The sequence below is a fragment of the Pseudomonas sp. MF6751 genome (assembly GCF_016613265.1).
Taxonomy (GTDB): domain Bacteria; phylum Pseudomonadota; class Gammaproteobacteria; order Pseudomonadales; family Pseudomonadaceae; genus Aquipseudomonas; species Aquipseudomonas fluorescens_BV.
On record NZ_JAENSV010000059.1, the window covers coordinates 1 to 20056 of the forward strand.

Below are 20056 nucleotides of genomic sequence, written 5' to 3' on the forward strand. Positions count from 1 at the left end.
GGCATCAGTTATATCTGTGTCGGCTGCCAGGCCGTCACGGGAGCAAGCTCCCTCGCCACAGATTTAGCGTCGTGCCGAAGTTGTGTAGATACCTATGCTCATCGCAGGCAAGCCAGCTCCCACATTTTGACCTGTGAATACATTCAAGTGTGGGAGCTGGCTTGCCTGCGATGGCCGCGCCTCGGTTTTCCAGATATCCCCCAGGCTGTTACCATTCGCCCCTTGTTTCAATTTTCAGTTTTATCGCCCATTCGAGACCTGCCATGACCACCGTCCGCACGCGCATTGCGCCATCGCCTACTGGGGATCCCCACGTCGGTACTGCTTACATCGCCCTGTTCAACTACTGCTTTGCCAAGCAGCATGGCGGTGAGTTCATCCTGCGGATCGAAGACACCGATCAACTGCGCTCCACCCGTGAGTCGGAACAGCAGATTTTCGATGCCTTGCGCTGGTTGGGCATTACCTGGGCTGAAGGCCCGGACGTCGGCGGCCCGCACGGCCCGTATCGCCAGAGCGAGCGCAGCGACATCTACAAGCAGTACACCCAGCAACTGGTCGATATGGGCCATGCCTTCCCGTGCTTCTGCACCGCCGAAGAACTGGACCAGATGCGCGCCGAGCAGCAGGCCCGTGGCGAGACCCCGCGTTACGATGGTCGTGCGTTGCTGTTGTCCAAGGAAGAAGTGGCTGCGCGCCTGGCCGCCGGTGAGCCTCACGTCATCCGTATGAAGGTGCCAAGCGAAGGCGTGTGCGTGGTGCCGGACATGCTGCGCGGTGACGTCGAGATCCCGTGGGATCGCATGGACATGCAGGTGCTGATGAAGACCGACGGCTTGCCGACGTACTTCCTGGCCAACGTGGTCGATGACCACCTGATGGGCATCACCCATGTGCTGCGCGGTGAAGAGTGGCTGCCATCGGCACCGAAGCTCATCCTGCTCTACGAATACTTCGGCTGGGAGCAACCGCAGCTGTGCTACATGCCGCTGCTGCGTAACCCGGACAAGAGCAAGCTGTCCAAGCGCAAGAACCCCACGTCGGTGACCTTCTACGAGCGCATGGGCTTCATGCCTGAGGCGATGCTCAACTACCTGGGCCGCATGGGCTGGTCGATGCCGGACGAGCGCGAGAAGTTCTCGCTGCAGGAAATGGTCGACAACTTCGACCTGTCCCGTGTTTCCCTCGGCGGGCCGATCTTCGATGTCGAGAAGCTGTCGTGGCTCAACGGCCAGTGGCTGCGTGACCTGCCGGTGCAAGAGTTCGCCAGCCGTGTGCAGCAGTGGGCGTTGAACCCCGAGTACATGATGAAGATCGCGCCATTGGTGCAGGGCAGGGTAGAGACGTTCAGCCAGGTCGCGCCCTTGGCCAGTTTCTTCTTTGCTGGCGGGGTGAATCCCGATCCCAAGCTGTTCGAGTCCAAGAAGCTTTCCGGTGATCAGGTTCGCCAGCTGATGCAGTTGATCCTGTGGAAGCTTGAAAGCCTGCGTCAGTGGGAGAAGGATGCGATTACCGCGACCATCCAGGCGGTGGTGGAATCCCTTGAGCTGAAACTGCGCGATGCCATGCCGCTGATGTTTGCCGCCATCACCGGGCAGGCCAGTTCGGTGTCTGTGCTCGATGCGATGGAAATTCTCGGCCCGGACCTGACCCGTTTCCGTCTGCGCCAAGCCCTTGATTTGCTTGGTGGTGTGTCGAAGAAAGAAAACAAGGAATGGGAAAAGCTGCTGGGCGCTATCGCCTAAGTAGGCCGCTTAGGGCACGAAACCCCGGTTTTCCGGGGTTTCGTCGGTAAGTGATTGTTATCCCGGCAAAAAATTTTGGAAATTGTTGAAAATAAATTTGACACGTTTCCAAACCACCATTAAGATTCGCCCCGTCCTCACCGATGAGGGGCTATAGCTCAGCTGGGAGAGCGCTTGCATGGCATGCAAGAGGTCAACGGTTCGATCCCGTTTAGCTCCACCAATTTACAGGTTCAAGGTTCCGGCCACACCGTCCTTGAATTGATCAGGTCTCAGCTCTGATCAGATGTACAGAAGGTTTTGTCCCCTTCGTCTAGTGGCCTAGGACACCGCCCTTTCACGGCGGTAACAGGGGTTCGAGTCCCCTAGGGGACGCCAGTTTCAACAAGCAGCTCGAAAGGTCTGCTGCGTCGCGAGACGAAAAATCCGGGGCTATAGCTCAGCTGGGAGAGCGCTTGCATGGCATGCAAGAGGTCAACGGTTCGATCCCGTTTAGCTCCACCAATTTTACAGGTTCAAGGTTCCGGCCACACCGTACTTGAATCGATCAGTTCTCAGCGCTGATCTGTTGTATAGAAGGTTTGTGTCCCCTTCGTCTAGTGGCCTAGGACACCGCCCTTTCACGGCGGTAACAGGGGTTCGAGTCCCCTAGGGGACGCCACGATTACCCGCTCTGCGGGATTTTTAAGGGTCATTCAATTATTGAATGGCCCTTTTGTTTGTCTGGCGTTTGGCCAATTCCCTCCTTTATCACCCATTTTCTGTTCTGACCGGCGGTCGTGCTTATCGCTTGCCAAATATTATTATGGTAATAATATTCAACCCATGAAAGACGGAGGCTTCGATGAGCGATAAAAAAGCGCAAACCCGCGAACGTATTTTGCAGGCTGCCAGCGCGGCGTTGATCCAGCGCGGCCCGGCTGAGCCCAGTGTGGGCGAAGTGATGGGGGCGGCGGGGCTGACGGTCGGCGGCTTCTATGCGCACTTTGAAAGCAAGGACGCGCTGATGCTGGAAGCGTTCAGCCAGTTGCTGGCGCAGCGTCGCGCCTCCATCGATGACTTGGACGAACAACTGACCGGCGAAGAGCGCCGCACGTTGGTCGCCGCGTTTTATCTGTCGCGCAAGCACCGCGACTCCACGACCCAGGCCTGCCCGTTGCCCGCGACGGTGGGGGAGATGGGGCGCTTGCCGGACGCTTTTCGCGAGGTTTTGAACGAGCACGTCGAGTTGATGGCCGCGCAATTGGCCGGCAGCCCCGAAGACATCGACAAGGCCCTGGCGGACATGGCCTTGATGGTAGGAGGGCTGACCCTGGCGCGGGCACTCGGGCCCGGCGAGTTATCAGATCGGGTGATACGTGCGGCCAAGTCGGCGGTACGCTGAAAAAGGGGATGCAAGATGGGCGCATTGACCTGGGTTCGTGGTTTCAATGGCACGGTGGGGCGCCTTGCGCCGCATGCTGTCGCCAGCAAGATGCGTCGCACCTTCATGACCCCGCGCGATCTGCCGCCGCGTGACTGGGAGTTGCCGCTGTTGGCCCATTCGGAGCGCATCACCCTGCGTTTCGGCCTGTCGGCGTTGCGATGGGGGCATGGCCCGGCGGTGCTGCTGATGCATGGCTGGGAAGGTCGCCCGACTCAATTCGCCAGCTTGATCACGGCGTTGGTCGACAACGGCTATTCGGTGATAGCCCTGGACGGTCCCGCTCACGGCCGTTCGCCAGGGCGTGAAGCTCATGTACTGCTGTTTGCCCGCGCCATGCTTGAGGCGGCGGCCGAGCTGCCGCCGCTGTATGCGGTGGTCGGCCATTCCATGGGCGGCGCCAGTGCGATGTTGGCGGTGCAGTTGGGGTTGCGTACGCAGGCATTGGTCAGCATTGCCGCACCGTCGCGCTTTCTGGATGTGCTACGCGGGTTCACCCGCATGGTCGGCTTGCCGCCACGGGCGCGCTCAGCCTTTATCCAAGAGGTGGAGTTGAGCATGGGCATGCCGCTCAAGCATCTGGACGTGGCCCACTACCAACTGAACATTCCCGGCCTGATCGTGCACGCCGAAGACGACACCTTCGTTCCGGTCAGGGCGGCTCAAGCCATCCACGAAGCCTGGTTCGACAGCCGCCTGCTGCGCCTGGAGCAGGGTGGCCACCAGAAAGTGCTCGCCGACCCGCAGGTCATCGACGCTGTACTCGCCCTATTGGCAGGCTGCCGTCTACAGGAGCGCCAAAGCGCCTGATACACTGCCCCGCCGACATCAATCGACTGGAGCAAGGCATGGGCTGGGATTTGGCAACGCCGTTCATCATCGATCTGCAGGTTACGGCTGAGGACATCGACGGCCTGGGGCACGCCAATAATGCGGTGTACGTCTCATGGCTGGAGCGTTGCGCCTGGCGCCATTCCCAGCGCCTGGGGCTGGACCTCACCGAATACCGCCGCCTCGACCGCGCCATGGCCGTGGTGCGCCATGAGATCGACTACCTGGCGGCAGGCTATGAGGGCGATGAGTTACAACTGGCCACCTGGATCGTCGATTGGGACCAACGCCTGAAAATGACCCGTCGTTTCCAGCTTGTGCGCCCCCGTGACGGCGCGACCCTGCTGCGTGCGCAAACAACCTTCGTATGTATTGAGTTGTCCAGCGGCAAGCCCAAGCGTATGCCCGCCGAATTTATTGAAGGTTACGGCCCCGCCCTGACAGGGAGTTAACGGTTGCCGCAGGAAACCCAGTAAACTGCGCCACGATTTTTGTTGAGTGTTTTCCATGCAAATTGCTTTGGCGCCCATGGAGGGGTTGGTCGACAACATCCTGCGGGACGTGTTGACCCACGTGGGCGGTATCGACTGGTGCGTGACCGAGTTCATCCGGGTCAACGACCGCCTGCTCACACCTGCCTATTTCCACAAGCTCGCCCCGGAACTGCTGCACGGTGCGCACACCGCTGCGGGCGTGCCGTTGCGTGTGCAATTGCTGGGCTCGGACCCGGTTTGCCTGGCGGAGAACGCCGCCTTGGCCTGCGAGCTGGGTTCGCAAGTCATCGACCTGAACTTCGGCTGCCCAGCCAAGACCGTCAACAAGTCCCGCGGCGGTGCGGTGCTGCTCAAGGAGCCGGAGCTGCTCAACCAGATCGTCGAACATGTGCGCCGTGCCGTGCCTGCCCATATCCCGGTGACCGCCAAGATGCGCCTGGGCTTCGACAGCCCGGATGGCGCGTTGGTGTGTGCAACGGCCCTGGCAGAAGGTGGTGCGGCGCATATCGTGGTACATGCGCGTACCAAAACCGATGGGTATAAGCCCCCGGCCCATTGGGAGTGGATCCCGCGTGTGCAAGACGTGGTGAAGGTGCCAGTGTTTGCCAATGGTGATATATGGAGTGTTGAAGATTGGAGGCGGTGCCGGGAAATCAGCGGCGTAGAAGACATCATGTTGGGGCGCGGCTTGGTCGCGCGGCCCGACCTGGCCCGGCAAATCGCCGCCGCGCGTGCTGGCAAAGAAGTAGTGGAGATGACCTGGGCGCAGATGCAACCCATGCTCCACGAGTTCTGGCGTCAATCGGTAGCCCAGTTGACTGAAAAGCAGGCGCCGGGCCGTTTGAAGCAATGGCTGGCGATGTTGACGCGTAATTACCCGGAGGCGGTCGAGCTGTTTACGGCCCTGCGTCGTGAAACCGCATTGGAACAGGTTAGCCGCTTGCTTGGCATGCCTCACCCACAACCGGCAACGTTATGAGTTGTAACGCTTCAATGTCCGTTGATGGTGGGTGCAACATTGTTTGAGTCGGCGTCCTGTTTCAAAAAATGCCCCATATTGAGAGATATGGGGCATTTTTTTGTTTGTCGGGATTATCTATGGCTGAACTTTACGCCTTTTATAGAGCGCTCGCAGTTTGTTCTCACATAGCTTGAATGTTGCTCGGTAATAAACAGGCACGTTATAGGTTTTTTAAATTCAAAAGTTTCTCTGTGTAAGTTTATTTATAAATATATGTCTTCGGTTGCGTGGTTCTGGTTGTGTCTTTTATGTTCGCGCGAAATATCAAAGTGGGCGGTTACGTGGCGTTTTGAATTGTATCGAAAATTTGCGTTTCAGGTGAGTTGTTAGTCTGTATTTCTGTCACGCACACGTTCGGGTGCGGCAAACGGAGGTGTTCTTTAAAAAGCACGAGGCAAAGTCTGAAAATTTGGTTTGGTTTCTTTATATGAAGCGCGATTTTAGGAACTGGTCAGCGTTAACTCCCACAAATTAGCAGCTGTCAGGCAGTGCTGTTGCTTGCAGTTCACTAAGGCTGTTGCCGTCCTGGCCATTTAACGGAGTCAGGTGGCGCCGATTAAGGAGTTTATGAATGTCTCTATCTGTCAATAATTCGCCCTTTGTCAAAGTTGATACATCACCTCTGAGTGGGCAGTTGCCGACCCCGTTGAAAGTCGACATGCAACCTAAACCTCCGACGACCCATTTAAACCTCAACCCCGCAGCTGCACGCAATGAAAACAGTGAGGTCATGGTGAGTGCGACGGCGCTCACCAGAGTATTTGACATGCTCGAGCAGTTCTTCAAATCCATGCGGGAGATGCTTTTGGGGAAAAGTATTACGCCTGATCTGGAGGCAAAAGAGCAGCCAGTGAAGCCAGGTACAACTGATCAAGCGGTGAAGCCGAATGCAAAAGACCAGCCGGTGAAGCCAGGTACCACTGATCAAGCGGTGAAGCCTGATGCAAAAGACCAGCCGGTGAAACCAGGTACGACTGATCAGTCGGTGAAGCCGAATGCAAAAGACCAGCCGGTGAAGCCAGGTACAACTGATCAAGCGGTGAAGCCGAATGCAAAAGACCAGGCGGTGAAGCCAGGTACGACTGATCAGTCGGTGAAGCCGAATGCAAAAGACCAGGCGGTGAAGCCAGGTACGACTGATCAGTCGGTGAAGCCGAATGCAAAAGACCAGGCGGTGAAGCCAGGTACGACTGATCAAGCGGTGAAGCCTGATGCAAAAGACCAGCCAGTGAAGCCAGGTACCACTGATCAAACGGTGAAGCCTGATGCAAAAGACCAGCCGGTGAAACCAGGTACGACTGATCAGTCGGTGAAGCCGAATGCAAAAGACCAGCCAGTGAAGCCAGGTACCACTGATCAAACGGTGAAGCCGGATGCAAAAGACCAGCCGGTGAAGCCAGGTAAGACTGATCAAGCGGTGAAGCCGGATGCAAAAGACCAGCCGGTGAAGCCAGGTACGACTGATCAAGCGGTGAAGCCGAATGCAAAAGACCAGGCGGTGAAGCCAGGTACAACTGATCAAGCGGTGAAGCCGGATGCAAAAGGTCCGGGGGTGTTAATAGATCACGGCGGATTGACGCCGAAACCGGGTAGAAACGATCATCCAGTGAAGCCGTCAGTGCCGATGCCTTCAGTGAATGTCACAAATGATGCTGAAGCAAATGTGCATGTGAACATCAATGTCGCTCACTGTCACTGCCCTGATACAAAGGACGGGCCAACCCCGGACTTAAATCCCAGGCAAGGTCCGAAGCCGGAATCGAACCCCGTGCCACAGCCCGGTCCGAAGCCGGAATCGAACCCCGTGCCACAGCCCGGTCCGAAGCCGGAATCGAACCCCGTGCCACAGCCGGGTCCGAAGCCGGAATCGAACCCCGTGCCACAGCCGGGTCCGAAGCCGGAATCGAACCCCGTGCCCCAGCCTGGTCCGAAGCCGGAATCGAACCCCGTGCCCCAGCCGGGTCCGAAGCCGGAATCGAACCCCGTGCCCCAGCCGGGTCCGAAGCCGGAATCGAACCCCGTGCCACAGCCCGGTCCAAAGCCGGAATCGAACCCCGTGCCCCAGCCCGGCCCAAAGCCGGAATCGAACCCCGTGCCCCAGCCGGGTCCGAAGCCGGAATCGAACCCCGTGCCACAGCCCGGTCCAAAGCCGGAATCGAACCCCGTGCCCCAGCCTGGTCCGAAGCCGGAATCGAACCCCGTGCCCCAGCCGGGTCCGAAGCCGGAATCGAACCCCGTGCCCCAGCCGGGTCCGAAGCCGGAATCGAACCCGATGCCGCAGCCAGGCCCGAATCCGGATACCAACCCGATACCTACACCCGCGCCACAGCCCGATAAGTTTGTTCCGGATTTGACCAGCCCAGGTCCTGCTGAGAATAAATTCGACAAAAACTGGCGCTTCAATGCTCGACTTTCGTCCAGATCTTGAAACCCGCTGGCTAATAAGAACGCTTGAATAAAACGGGGGCTTCTCCGAGGTACACCACTCGGAGAAGTACTGTTTAAGGAGAAACTTGTGTCGTGCTGTTCGATTAATAATATTGCGCGCGTGATAGATGTCCGTCAGGTGGCACCTGTTGATACGTTAAAACCCATTAATGACACTCTTCAGTGCACTCCAGTTAATTACGGGGCTGTCGAGACAGCTAAAAATAGCATTGGTACTAATAGGGAGTTAGTCACAACATTGTCGGGGCTGTTTGCGGCTTTTTTTTCACAGCTGATTTCTCTGTTGTCCGATAAAAAAGATACGACAGTTCCTGACGTTCCTCCTCCGCCCAGGGTTCAGCCTGAGGTTCCGCCTCGGGTCATACCTGAACCGCTACCACCAAAGCCTGAGGTCGCCGCAAACATTCCGGGTCTTTCGATAAAGCGTAATGGGGCTAAGCCGGACAACATCTGGAGTGGCTTTCGCCAAGGGCCAGATGGCAACTGCGTTACCGTATCGGCCATCAAGGCAGCCATGTACCGATTTGGTCAAAGCCCTACGGACATTTTTCGCTCAGTGAGAAAAGAGCCTGGCGGTTATCACGTTGTCATGCGCGACGATTTTCAGCTGAGATTGACTGACTCGGAGTTGGTGCAAGCAGCACAAGGTTCGCGGTTTATAGGTCCCGATAAAGAGATGCTCAAGGATGCGCGGTTTCTTTTTGCTGTCAGCGCCAAGCGTGCGCAAATGGAAAACAACGATGGTACGGCGAGCAGGAGTTTTCATGCTGCCATTCGCAGCCTGAACAATGGGGAGGATGAGTGGGGGCCAGGGGAGGGGTTCCTGCGCCTGGGGTTGAGGAAACACATGAAAAGGGTGCCCGTCAGTGCGCTAGCCGGTGGGCAAGTGGGTATGTGCAATCGGGATAAGCACTCGGTAGCGGTTATCAATGGTCGTGAAGAGTTGTGGGGACGCCGAGGCTCGGCCCCTACCCAAGGCGATGCTGTAGCGCTTATGTAATTGAACAGGCAGCCAGGCGGGCGGTTCGATTGACGGCAGTGGCGCTTGGCTGCACCTTTTGCAACCTCGTGTGATCAGGCGCGGCCCTATTCCAGCAACCGCCTGAAACCCTCGATCGGCAATGGCCGGCTGTGTAAATACCCCTGGAATAAATGGCAGCCCAGCTTTTGCAGGAACGCCAGCTGTTCCAGGGTTTCCACCCCCTCGGCGATGACTTCCAGGTTCAGGCTGCGCGCCATGGCCACAATGGCGCGGATGATTTCTGCATCATTGGGGTCGTGGGTCGCATCGCGCACGAACGACTGATCGATCTTCAGCGCGTCCACCGGCAGGCGCTTGAGGTAGGTCAGGGATGAGTAGCCGGTACCGAAGTCATCCATTGCAAAGCTCACGCCTAGTTTTTTCAGGCGGCGCATCTTCACCACGGTGTCGTCCAGGCTCTGGATCACGATACCTTCGGTGATTTCCAGTTTCAGCAGGCTGAACGGCAGGCCGTGTTGCTTGAGGCTGTGCTCCACCCGTTCCACAAAGTCGTTCTGGCGAAACTGCCGCGGGCTGATATTCACGCACAGGCTGAAATTGAGCGGGTCCACCAGGCCGTCGGCAATCAACTGGGCAAAAGCGCCGCAGGCTTCATCGAGAATCCAGGTGCCGACCTCCAGGATCAGGCCGCTGTCCTCCAATACCTTGATGAATTCCGCCGGCGACTGCGCGCCCAATTGTGGATGCTGCCAGCGCACCAGAGCCTCGGCGCCGACTATCCTGTTGCCTCGCGCATCCACCTGGGGCTGGTAATGCACGCTGAACTCGCCGCGTGACAAGGCCAGGCGCAAGTCGGTTTCCATGCGCAGGCGCTCGCTGGCGGTTTTTTGCATGCTGTTATGGAACATCTGCGTGGTGTTGCGCCCGGAGTCCTTGGCGCGGTACAGGGCGATGTCGGCACGCTTGAGCAGATCGGCGGGCGTGGTGCCATGGTCGGGGATCAGCGCCACGCCGATGCTGGGCGTGACCTGCAACCGGTGACCGTCGAGAAACATGGGTTCCGAGAGTAATTCACGCAGGGTATCGGCCAGCGCTTGCACCTGGCTGCTGACCGTCTGCCGGGTGCCCTCCAGGCCGCTGAGCAATACCACAAACTCGTCGCCGCCCAGGCGCGCCACGGTGTCCTCTGTGCGCACGCTGGCTTCCAGGCGCGCGGTGACGATTTTCAGCACAGTGTCGCCAACGGGGTGGCCGAGGGAGTCGTTGATGTGCTTGAAGTGATCCAGGTCCAGAAACAGCAGAGCGCCGCGCAGGTTGTGGCGCTTGAGCAGGGCGATCTGCTGGCTCAGGCGGTCCATCAGCAGTGCTCGGTTCGGCAGGTTGGTCAGCGGGTCGTGATAGGCCAGGTGGCGGATCTGCGCCTGGGCATTCTTCAGCAGGCTTACATCCCGTGCTGTCAGCAGCAGGCAGGGGGTTTCATTCAAGGTGATCGGCTCCACCGAGACCTCCACCGCCAGCACCTCGCCACGCTTGTTGCGCCAGAGCATTTCCAGGTGGTGAATGCGCCCCTTGATGTGCAACTCGGCCAACAGTGCGGCGCGCTGGTTTTCATCGGCCCAGATGCCGATCTGGTACAGCGTCAGGCCGATGGCCTCTTCGGTGCGGTAACCGGTCAGGCGGCAAAAACCGTCGTTGACCTCCACATAACGGCCGGTGTCGCGTTCGGTGATGGATATCGCATCGGGGCTGGAATGGAACGCCTTGGCGAACTTCTCTTCACTGGCCTTGAGTGCGGCCTCCGAGCGTTGCTGTTGGGTAATATCGCGCAGCGTGGTGACGATGCACGGCTGGTCACTGACCTTGATCAAGCGGCTGGAAATCATGCAGGTCAGGCTTTGGCCGTCCTTGTGATGCACCACGATGGCCACATTGCTCAGGGCCTGTTCGCGTATCACCTGCTCGATGCGCTGCAGGCGCTTGCTGGAGTCGTCCCACAAGCCGATTTGTTCGGCGCTTTTGTCCAGTACTTCGGCGGCTGTCCAGCCAAACGTCTGGGTAAACGCCGGGTTGATCTCGATAAAGGCGCCGCTGTCCAGGCAGGTCACGCAGATCGGGTCGGGGCTGGCCTGGAACAGGCTGGCGAACTTTTCTTCCGAGGCGGTCAGCCGTTGCTCGCGCTCGACCTGGTCGGTGATATCCAGCAAGGTCCCCGCCATGCGCAGGGGCTTGCCTGACTCATCGCGATACAGGCGTGCGCGGCTCTCCAGGTAGCGCGGGCTGCCGTCTTCCATTTGCACGCGGTAGGTCAGCTGATAGTTGCCGTCCGGGCCTTCGCGCAAACTGCGGTACGCATGGCGCATGCCCTCGCGGTCCTCATCGGACATGCCCTCAAAAAACGCATCGAAGGATTCATGGAACGGCGCGGGTTCCAGCCCGTGCAACTGGGCGGCACGCGCCGAGCCGTAGAGCATGCCGCTGGGGATGTGCCAATCCCAGGTGCCCAGTTGCGCGGAATCCAGGGCCAGGTCCAGGCGCTCCTGGCTGTCCTTGAGTGCTTGCTCGGCGTTTTTACGTTCGGTGGTGTCCAGAAAGGTGCTGATCAGGTACGCCTCGCCGTCCAGTTCCACTTTTTGTGCGCTGAGGGTGCCGTCATGAATCTGGCCGTTGCTGGCGCAGAACTGCACTTCCATGGTGATCGGTTCACCCTTGCGCTGCGTGGCCTTGACCAGCAGCGCCCGCTGTTCCGGGTGGCGCCACAAGCCCAGTTCCAGAGTGGTGCGGCCGATGGCATCGGCCACCGGCCAGCCGAACAGCATCTCGAAATACTGGTTGGCTTCGCTGATCAAGCCGTCGGCCTGGCGCGTCAGCAGCACCATGTTCGGGCACAGGTGGAACAGGGTGGCAAAGCGCTTTTCCGAATGGCTGAGGGCGTGTTCACGCTCGCGTTGGTGGGTGATCTCGCGGATGACCCCGATCATGCGACGCCGTCCGGCTTTATCGGGAACCAGGCTGCCGCTGATTTCCAGCCAGTGCACGCTGCCATCGGGCCATTGGATGCGGTGGTGCATGGCGCGGTCGAACGGCTCTCCGGCGAGCACCGCATGAAAGCCGCGCACCACCCGCGCACTGTCTTGCGGAGCCAGCAGGTCGAGATAGTCGAGGTCCTTGGGCAGAGGCTGGCGCGGGTCAAAGCCGAATAACGCCTGGGTGCCCCGTGACCAACTGATTCTTCCTGTGTCGATTTCCCAGCACCAGGCACCCAGCCGCGCGGCATTGAGGGCCGTCAGCAGTTGCGGGGCACTGTCCCAGCTTTGTTCCGCCGCTTGAGGGTCCAGGGCGTAGATGCGGGGCAGGGGTGGAATCGGGTCAAGGGGGTTGCGCATTATCAAAGGGCCTTGGCTCATTGAGAAAACCGCGCGGTTTGACCTAAACCCCTGGCCCGCACGGTGTCATGCCGGTAACCCTGGCAGATCGACCTGTGCATCCAACAGGCTCATGAAAGCCCGCGCAGCGTTCGACAGCGTCCTTTCGGTGTGCACGATATAGCCTAGCTGGCGACTGAGCTGTATGCCCGGCAAAGCGATACTTGCCACCTGATCGTCGAGCATGGTGCGCGGCAACACGCTCCATGCCAGGCCGATGGAGACCATCATCTTGATGGTTTCCAGGTAGTTAGTGCTCATCGCGATATTGGGCGTCAGGCCCTGGGCCTCGAACAGACGGCTGACAATATGGTGGGTAAAGGTGTTGCCACCGGGAAACACGGCCGGATGCCCGGCGATATCGGCCAGGCTGACGGAACCGTTGCTGATCAGGCTGTGTTCCGGCGCCACCACAAAATCCAGCGGGTCGTCCCACACCCGGGTTGCACGTACCAGGTTGTGGGGCTCAGGCGCCAGGGTGATTACCGCGACTTCCGCACGGCCATGGAGGATTTCTTCGTAGGCCACTTCTGAATCCAGAAACTGAATATCCAGCGCCACATTCGGATATTGCCGGGTGAAGGTGCGCAGGATCGGTGGCAGGCGGTGCAGGCCGATATGGTGGCTAGTGGCCAGAGTGAGGCGCCCGCTGACTTCGCCGTTGAGGTTAGTCAGGGCCCGGCGGGTGTCGTCCAGCACGTTGAGGATTTGATAGGCGCGGGGCAGCAATGCCCGCCCGGCCTCGGTCAAGCCGACTTCGCGGCCCAGGCGGTCGAACAGCCGTACCTTCAATTGCTGTTCCAAACCGGCGATGCGCTTGCTGATGGCCGGCTGGGTCAGGTGCAGGCGTTCGCCGGCGCCGGAGAAGCTGCCGGTCTCGGCGATGGCGATAAAGGCGTTGAGGTTGGCCAGGTCCATGGTGCTATTCCAGTTGGTAATCCAAAGCATAAAAAATATGAATTTGAGTTATTTAATGTAGCGCCATACCATCAGCCTCACAAGCCAAAGGGTTATTGAAAAGCCCGGCGTATAGAAGCACCGCTGATGAGGACCGACTGATGGCCGGCAAAACGCTTTACGACAAGCTTTGGGATTCCCATGAAGTGAAACGTCGCGATGATGGATCGTCGCTGATCTACATCGACCGTCACATCATCCATGAAGTGACCTCGCCCCAAGCGTTCGAAGGCCTGCGACTGGCCGGGCGCAAGCCTTGGCGCGTCGACTCCATCATCGCCACGCCGGACCACAACGTGCCGACCACTCCTGAGCGCAAGGGCGGCATCGAAGCCATTGCCGACCAGGTTTCGCGGTTGCAGGTGCAGACCCTCGACGATTATTGCGACGAATACGGCATCACCGAATTCAAGATGAACGACGTGCGCCAAGGCATCGTCCACGTCATCGGCCCGGAGCAGGGCGCCACCTTGCCGGGCATGACCGTGGTCTGCGGTGACTCTCATACCTCCACCCATGGTGCGTTCGGCGCTCTGGCCCACGGCATCGGTACTTCCGAGGTGGAGCACGTGTTTGCCACCCAGTGCCTGGTGGCCAAGAAAATGAAGAACATGCTGGTACGCGTCGAAGGCCAATTGCCGTTTGGCGTGACCGCCAAGGACATCGTACTGGCTGTGATCGGCAAGATCGGCACCGCGGGCGGTAACGGCCATGCCATCGAGTTCGCCGGCAGTGCTATCCGCGACCTGTCCATTGAAGGCCGCATGACCATCTGCAACATGTCCATCGAAGCCGGTGCCCGCGTGGGCATGGTGGCGGCGGACGAAAAAACCGTCGAATACGTCAAGGGCCGCCCGTTCGCGCCGCAAGGCGCCGATTGGGATGCCGCCGTCGAAGCGTGGAAAGACCTGGTCTCCGACGCTGATGCGGTGTTCGACACCGTGGTCGAACTCGACGCTGCGCAGATCAAGCCGCAAGTCAGCTGGGGCACTTCGCCCGAAATGGTCCTGGCCGTCGACCAGAACGTGCCGGACCCGGCCAAAGAGGCCGACCTGGTCAAGCGTGGCTCCATCGAGCGCGCCTTGAAATACATGGGGTTGACCGCCAATCAGGCGATCACCGACATCCAGTTGGACCGTGTGTTTATCGGTTCCTGCACCAACTCGCGGATCGAAGACCTGCGCGCCGCGGCGGTGATCGCCAAAGGCCGCAAGGTGGCCTCGACCATCAAGCAAGCCATTGTGGTGCCAGGTTCCGGGCTGGTTAAAGCCCAGGCGGAAGCCGAAGGGCTGGACAGGATCTTCCTCGAAGCCGGTTTTGAATGGCGTGAGCCGGGCTGCTCGATGTGCCTGGCGATGAACCCGGACCGCCTGGAGTCGGGCGAGCATTGCGCCTCGACCTCCAACCGTAACTTCGAAGGGCGTCAGGGGGCCGGTGGGCGTACTCACCTGGTGAGCCCGGCCATGGCCGCCGCTGCTGCCGTCAACGGTCGTTTCATCGACGTTCGCGAATTGATCTGAGGAAAACCCGATGAGAGCTTTTACCCAACACACAGGCCTTGTAGCGCCGTTGGACCGTGCCAATGTGGACACCGACCAGATCATCCCAAAGCAATTCTTGAAGTCGATCAAGCGCACCGGTTTCGGCCCCAACCTGTTCGATGAGTGGCGCTACCTGGACGTGGGCTACGCCTATCAGGACAACTCCAAGCGCCCACTGAACAAGGACTTTGTGCTCAACGCCGAGCGTTACCAAGGCGCCAGCGTGTTGCTGGCCCGGGAAAACTTCGGCTGCGGCTCCAGCCGCGAGCACGCTCCGTGGGCCCTGGAAGAGTACGGCTTTCGCAGCATCATTGCGCCGAGCTATGCCGATATCTTCTTCAACAACAGCTTCAAGAACGGCCTGTTGCCGATCATCTTGAGCGATGCTGAAGTGGACGAGTTGTTCCAGCAAGTGGAGGCCAATGTCGGCTACCAGCTGACGGTGGACCTGGCCGCGCAAACCGTGACCCGCCCGGATGGCAAGGTGTACCACTTTGAAGTGGATGCCTTCCGTAAGCACTGCCTGATCAACGGCCTGGACGACATTGGCCTGACCTTGCAGGACGGCGATGCGATTGCCGCGTTTGAAACCAGGCACCGGGCGAGCCAGCCCTGGCTGTTTCGCGATGCCTGATTTGCGGTAACCGTGCGGGCCCCATCGCGGGCAAGCCCGCTCCCACAGGGATCGAGGTTCGCCTGAGCACCTCGGTCAACGGTGGGAGCTGGCTTGCCTGCGATAGCGCCAGTGCAACCACCACAAACCCCAAGGAAAGCCACCATGACCACCACCGCCCATACCCAAGTCGTGCAAAAACAATTCGGCGAGCAAGCCTCGGCCTACCTGAGCAGCGCCGTACACGCCCAGGGCACCGAATTCGCACTGCTACAGACCGAACTGTCCGGGCAGGGCGCTGCACGCCTGCTGGACCTGGGCTGCGGTGCCGGTCATGTCAGCTTCCATGTAGCGCCTCTGGTCAAAGAAGTGGTGGCCTACGACTTGTCCCAGCCTATGCTCGACGTGGTGGCCGCCGCCGCCAGAGACCGCAACCTGGCCAACATCCGCACCGTGCACGGCGCCGCCGAGCGCCTGCCGTTCGCCGATGGCGAATTTGACTTCGTGTTCAGCCGTTATTCGGCCCATCACTGGAGCGACCTCGGCCTGGCCCTGCGTGAAGTGCGCCGGGTGCTCAAGCCGGGTGGCGTGGCGGCATTTGTGGATGTCTTGTCACCGGGCAGCCCGCTGTTGGACACTTACCTGCAAACCGTCGAAGTGCTGCGCGACACCAGCCATGTACGTGACTATTCCAGCGCCGAGTGGATGCGCCAGTTGAGTGAGGCCGGCCTGCACGTGCGCAACAGCAGTCGCCAGCGCTTGCGCCTGGAATACACCTCGTGGGTTGAGCGCATGCGTACGCCAGAGGTACTGCGTGCAGCAATCCTTGCGCTGCAACAGGCGATGGGCCAGGAAGTGCGCGATTATTACGAAGTTCAAGCCGACGGCACCTTCAGCACCGATGTGCTGGTGGTCTTCGCCGAACGCTGATTGATTTTTCCCGACCTGCCCACGGGCGGGTCGCTTGATGAAATGAGGAACGCATGAGCAAGCAGATTCTGATTCTCCCTGGCGACGGTATTGGGCCGGAAATCATGGCCGAAGCGGTCAAGGTCCTTGAGCTTGCCAACAGCAAGTACAGCCTGGGCTTCGAGCTGAGCCACGACGTGATCGGCGGCGCTGCCATCGACAAGCACGGCGTGCCCCTGGCCGACGAGACCCTCGACCGCGCCCGGGCTGCCGATGCGGTACTGCTCGGCGCCGTGGGTGGGCCGAAATGGGACAAGATCGAGCGTGACATCCGCCCTGAGCGCGGCTTGCTGAAAATTCGTGCGCAACTGGGCCTGTTCGGTAACCTGCGCCCGGCCATCCTCTACCCGCAACTGGCTGACGCGTCGAGCCTCAAGCCGGAAGTGGTAGCGGGCCTGGATATCCTCATCGTGCGTGAGCTGACCGGCGGTATTTACTTCGGCTCGCCACGGGGCGTGCGCGAGTTGGAAAATGGTGAGCGTCAGGCCTATGACACGCTGCCATACAGCGAGAGCGAAATCCGCCGTATCGCCCGTGTCGGTTTCGACATGGCGCGCGTGCGCGGCAAAAAAGTCTGCTCGGTGGACAAGGCCAATGTGCTGGCTTCCAGCCAACTGTGGCGTGAAATCGTCGAAGAAGTCGCCAAGGATTATCCGGACGTCGAACTGAGCCACATGTACGTCGACAACGCCGCCATGCAACTGGTGCGCGCACCCAAGCAGTTCGACGTGATTGTCACCGACAACCTGTTCGGCGACATCCTGTCCGACCAGGCGTCGATGCTCACCGGTTCCATCGGCATGCTGCCGTCGGCGTCCCTGGACACCAACAACAAAGGTATGTACGAGCCGTGCCACGGTTCGGCGCCAGACATTGCGGGGCAGGGCATTGCCAACCCGCTGGCGACGATTTTGTCGGTGTCGATGATGCTGCGCTACAGCTTCAACCTGGGCGATGCGGCGGACGCAATCGAGAAGGCCGTCAGCCTGGTGCTGGATCAGGGCTTGCGCACCGGCGATATCTGGTCCCAGGGTTGCACCAAGGTCGGGACGCAAGAAATGGGCGATGCAGTAGTCGCCGCGCTGCGGAATCTGTAATCTCTCGGGCCCGCTTGCAGTTGTTGCTGCAAGGCGGCCCACTTTTTAACAAGGTGTAGTTGCGATGAAACGTGTAGGTCTGATCGGTTGGCGCGGTATGGTCGGTTCCGTGCTCATGCAGCGGATGCTGGAAGAGCAGGATTTCGATCTTATTGAGCCGGTGTTTTTCACCACTTCGAACGTAGGTGGCCAAGGGCCGTCCGTTGGCAAGGATATTGCCCCGCTCAAGGACGCCTACAGCATTGAAGAGTTGAAGAGCCTTGACGTGATCCTGACCTGCCAGGGTGGCGACTACACCAGCGAAGTCTTCCCCAAGCTGCGCGAAGCCGGCTGGCAGGGTTACTGGATCGACGCCGCTTCGAGCCTGCGCATGCAGGACGACGCGGTGATCATCCTCGACCCGGTCAACCGCAAGGTCATCGACCAGCAACTGGACGCCGGCACCAAGAACTACGTGGGCGGCAACTGCACCGTCAGCCTGATGCTGATGGGCCTGGGCGGCCTGTTCGAAGCGGGCCTGGTGGAGTGGATGAGCGCGATGACTTATCAGGCGGCCTCCGGTGCCGGCGCGCAGAACATGCGTGAACTGATCAAGCAGATGGGCGCGACCCACGCCGCTGTCGCCGATCAACTGGCTGACCCGGCCAGCGCCATCCTCGATATCGACCGCCGTGTGGCCGAGGCCATGCGCAGCGATGCTTACCCGACCGAGAACTTCGGCGTGCCATTGGCCGGTAGCCTGATCCCGTGGATCGACAAGGAACTGCCTAACGGTCAGAGTCGCGAAGAGTGGAAGGCCCAGGCCGAAACCAACAAGATCCTGGGGCGTTTCAAGAACCCGATCCCGGTGGATGGCATCTGCGTGCGCATTGGCGCCATGCGTTGCCACAGCCAGGCGCTGACCATCAAGTTGAACAAAGATGTGCCGATCGCCGATATCGAAGGGCTGATCAGCCAGCACAACCCTTGGGTCAAGCTGGTGCCGAACAACCGCGATATCAGCATGCAGGAGCTGAGCCCGACCAAGGTCACCGGCACCCTGAATGTGCCGGTGGGCCGCCTGCGCAAGCTGAACATGGGCAGCCAGTTCCTCGGCGCGTTCACCGTCGGCGACCAACTGCTGTGGGGCGCGGCTGAGCCGTTGCGTCGCATGTTGCGGATTTTGCTGGAGCGTTGATCGCTTGAGGCAATAACAGAAACCCGCGTTCTGGTGACAGGCGCGGGTTTTTTGTTGCCTTTGAAGCCCTTATCGCAGGCAAGCCAGCTCCCACACTTGAATGTATTCACAGGTCAAAATGTGGGAGCTGGCTTGCCTGCGATGAGGCCATCAACAACACCGCAAAAAGCAGGCTAATTGCCTCGTCTGCCACCACCCGGTAAAGTGCCGCTCCCCCGTAATGCCCGAGGCAATCCCATGACCCAGACCTTTGAAATCGCCGTGATCGGCGCTACCGGTACCGTTGGCGAAACCCTGGTGCAGATTCTCGAAGAGCTGGAGTTCCCGGTGGGCACCTTGTACCTGCTGGCGGGCAGCAACTCGGCGGGGGCTTCGGTGCCGTTTCGGGGCAAGAACGTGCGGGTCAAAGAGGTCGACACGTTTGATTTCAGCAAGGTGCAGTTGGCGTTCTTCGCTGCAGGCCCAGCGGTGACCCTGAGCTTCGCCCCGCGTGCCACCGCCGCTGGCTGCGCGGTGATCGACTTGTCTGGCGCATTGCCCGCCGAGCAGGCGCCGCAAGTGGTGCCGCAGGCCAACGCCCATGTGCTGGGCGCGTTGAAAAAGCCTTTCCAGCTCGGCAGCCCGAGCCCTTGTGCCACCTACCTCGCGGTGGTGCTGGCACCGTTGCGCAATGTAGTGGACATCCAGCGCGTGAGCGTCACCGCCAACCTGGCCATCTCTGCCCAGGGTCGCGAGGCCGTCAGCGAGTTGGCGCGCCAGACTGCCGAACTGCTGAACGTGCGTCCCTTGGAGCCAGCGTTCTTCGATCGGCAAGTGGCGTTCAACCTGCTGGCGCAAGTCGGCACGCCAGACGTCCAAGGTCATACCGCCCTGGAGAAGCGCCTCGTACACGAACTGCGTGCGGTGCTGGAAACACCTTTACTAAAGATTTCCGCCACCTGCGTTCAAGCCCCGGTGTTTTTCGGCGATAGCCTGACTGTGTCGCTGCAACTGGCCGCGCCGGTCGACCTGGCCGCGGTGAACCGCGCCCTCGACGCTGCGCCGGGAATCGAGCTGGTCGAGGAGGGCGATTACCCCACAGCCGTAGGCGATGCCGTCGGCCAGGACGTGGTGTACGTCGGGCGAGTTCGCGCAGGTATCGACGACCCGGCGGAACTAAATCTGTGGCTGACGTCAGATAACGTACGCAAAGGCTCGGCCCTGAACGCCGTGGAACTGGCGCAGTTGTTGATAAAAGACCTTGTGTAAAAGATACTTGGCGGCAATTTGTAGATTGATTCTAGCCAGGCGCTATGCTTGGTCCCAAGTGAAACACAAGCGCGTCGGTGACCTATCG

15 protein-coding genes and 4 tRNA genes are annotated in these 20056 nt (G+C 59.8%); 17 read left to right on the forward strand and 2 right to left on the reverse strand.

Going from position 1 to position 20056, the window contains the following annotated elements:
• Positions 1–263: 263 nt before the first annotated feature.
• The 11 genes from gltX to JJD66_RS25830 all read left to right on the forward strand — a co-directional run bounded on the left by gltX (position 264) and on the right by JJD66_RS25830 (position 8962).
• Positions 264–1745 carry a glutamate--tRNA ligase gene (gene gltX / locus JJD66_RS25780; protein ID WP_105227369.1) on the forward strand — a complete coding sequence of 494 codons (1482 nt, stop codon included), beginning with the start codon at positions 264–266 and terminating at the stop codon, positions 1743–1745.
• Between the two features lie 147 nt (positions 1746–1892).
• A tRNA-Ala gene (locus tag JJD66_RS25785) sits at positions 1893–1968 on the forward strand.
• Positions 1969–2047: 79 nt separating this feature from the next.
• Positions 2048–2123 (forward strand) — tRNA-Glu (locus tag JJD66_RS25790).
• 50 nt (positions 2124–2173) lie between these two features.
• Positions 2174–2249: transfer RNA gene (locus JJD66_RS25795), tRNA-Ala, on the forward strand.
• Between the two features lie 81 nt (positions 2250–2330).
• Positions 2331–2406, forward strand: a tRNA-Glu gene (locus tag JJD66_RS25800).
• Between the two features lie 183 nt (positions 2407–2589).
• Positions 2590–3129, forward strand: a complete 540-nt coding sequence (locus tag JJD66_RS25805) for a TetR/AcrR family transcriptional regulator (RefSeq protein ID WP_054898574.1) — start codon at positions 2590–2592, stop codon at positions 3127–3129.
• Positions 3130–3144: 15 nt separating this feature from the next.
• Positions 3145–3978, forward strand: coding sequence for an alpha/beta hydrolase (locus JJD66_RS25810; RefSeq protein WP_054898573.1), 834 nt, complete (start codon positions 3145–3147; stop codon positions 3976–3978).
• 38 nt (positions 3979–4016) lie between these two features.
• Positions 4017–4451 (forward strand): acyl-CoA thioesterase, encoded by a 435-nt coding sequence (locus JJD66_RS25815; RefSeq protein WP_200649345.1) that lies wholly within the window; start codon positions 4017–4019, stop codon positions 4449–4451.
• Positions 4452–4506: 55 nt separating this feature from the next.
• On the forward strand, positions 4507–5472 hold the full coding sequence (locus JJD66_RS25820) for a tRNA dihydrouridine synthase (protein WP_105227368.1): 966 nt from the start codon (positions 4507–4509) through the stop codon (positions 5470–5472).
• Positions 5473–6085: 613 nt separating this feature from the next.
• Positions 6086–7942, forward strand: a complete 1857-nt coding sequence (locus JJD66_RS25825; protein ID WP_200649346.1) for a hypothetical protein — start codon at positions 6086–6088, stop codon at positions 7940–7942.
• Positions 7943–8029: 87 nt separating this feature from the next.
• Complete coding sequence (locus tag JJD66_RS25830; RefSeq protein ID WP_200649347.1) at positions 8030–8962, forward strand: hypothetical protein; 933 nt, start codon at positions 8030–8032, stop codon at positions 8960–8962.
• An 86-nt stretch (positions 8963–9048) separates the two neighbouring features.
• Here JJD66_RS25830 and JJD66_RS25835 read toward each other — a convergent pair whose 3' ends face one another.
• Both JJD66_RS25835 and JJD66_RS25840 read right to left on the reverse strand, forming a co-directional pair.
• Complete coding sequence (locus JJD66_RS25835) at positions 9049–12327, reverse strand: PAS domain S-box protein (RefSeq protein WP_200649348.1); 3279 nt, start codon at positions 12325–12327, stop codon at positions 9049–9051.
• A gap of 66 nt (positions 12328–12393) precedes the next feature.
• On the reverse strand, positions 12394–13284 hold the full coding sequence (locus JJD66_RS25840; protein WP_200649349.1) for a LysR family transcriptional regulator: 891 nt from the start codon (positions 13282–13284) through the stop codon (positions 12394–12396).
• 140 nt (positions 13285–13424) lie between these two features.
• Between JJD66_RS25840 and leuC the strand changes: the two genes are divergently transcribed.
• From leuC to JJD66_RS25870, 6 genes are all read left to right on the forward strand, one after another.
• A complete protein-coding gene (gene leuC / locus JJD66_RS25845; RefSeq protein ID WP_198716809.1) occupies positions 13425–14843 on the forward strand; it encodes a 3-isopropylmalate dehydratase large subunit in 1419 nt (472 codons plus the stop codon).
• 10 nt (positions 14844–14853) lie between these two features.
• The gene (gene leuD, locus JJD66_RS25850) at positions 14854–15498 is read left to right on the forward strand and encodes a 3-isopropylmalate dehydratase small subunit (RefSeq protein ID WP_014719160.1); all 645 of its coding nucleotides are present in this window, start codon (positions 14854–14856) and stop codon (positions 15496–15498) included.
• A gap of 144 nt (positions 15499–15642) precedes the next feature.
• Complete coding sequence (locus JJD66_RS25855) at positions 15643–16407, forward strand: class I SAM-dependent methyltransferase (RefSeq protein ID WP_200649350.1); 765 nt, start codon at positions 15643–15645, stop codon at positions 16405–16407.
• Positions 16408–16460: 53 nt separating this feature from the next.
• Positions 16461–17543, forward strand: a complete 1083-nt coding sequence (leuB, locus tag JJD66_RS25860) for a 3-isopropylmalate dehydrogenase (RefSeq protein WP_003192555.1) — start codon at positions 16461–16463, stop codon at positions 17541–17543.
• Positions 17544–17607: 64 nt separating this feature from the next.
• Entirely contained in the window at positions 17608–18720 is a 1113-nt protein-coding gene (gene asd / locus JJD66_RS25865) for an aspartate-semialdehyde dehydrogenase (RefSeq protein WP_003192554.1), read from the forward strand.
• Positions 18721–18957: 237 nt separating this feature from the next.
• Entirely contained in the window at positions 18958–19968 is a 1011-nt protein-coding gene (locus tag JJD66_RS25870) for an aspartate-semialdehyde dehydrogenase (RefSeq protein ID WP_054922592.1), read from the forward strand.
• Positions 19969–20056: the final 88 nt, after the last annotated feature.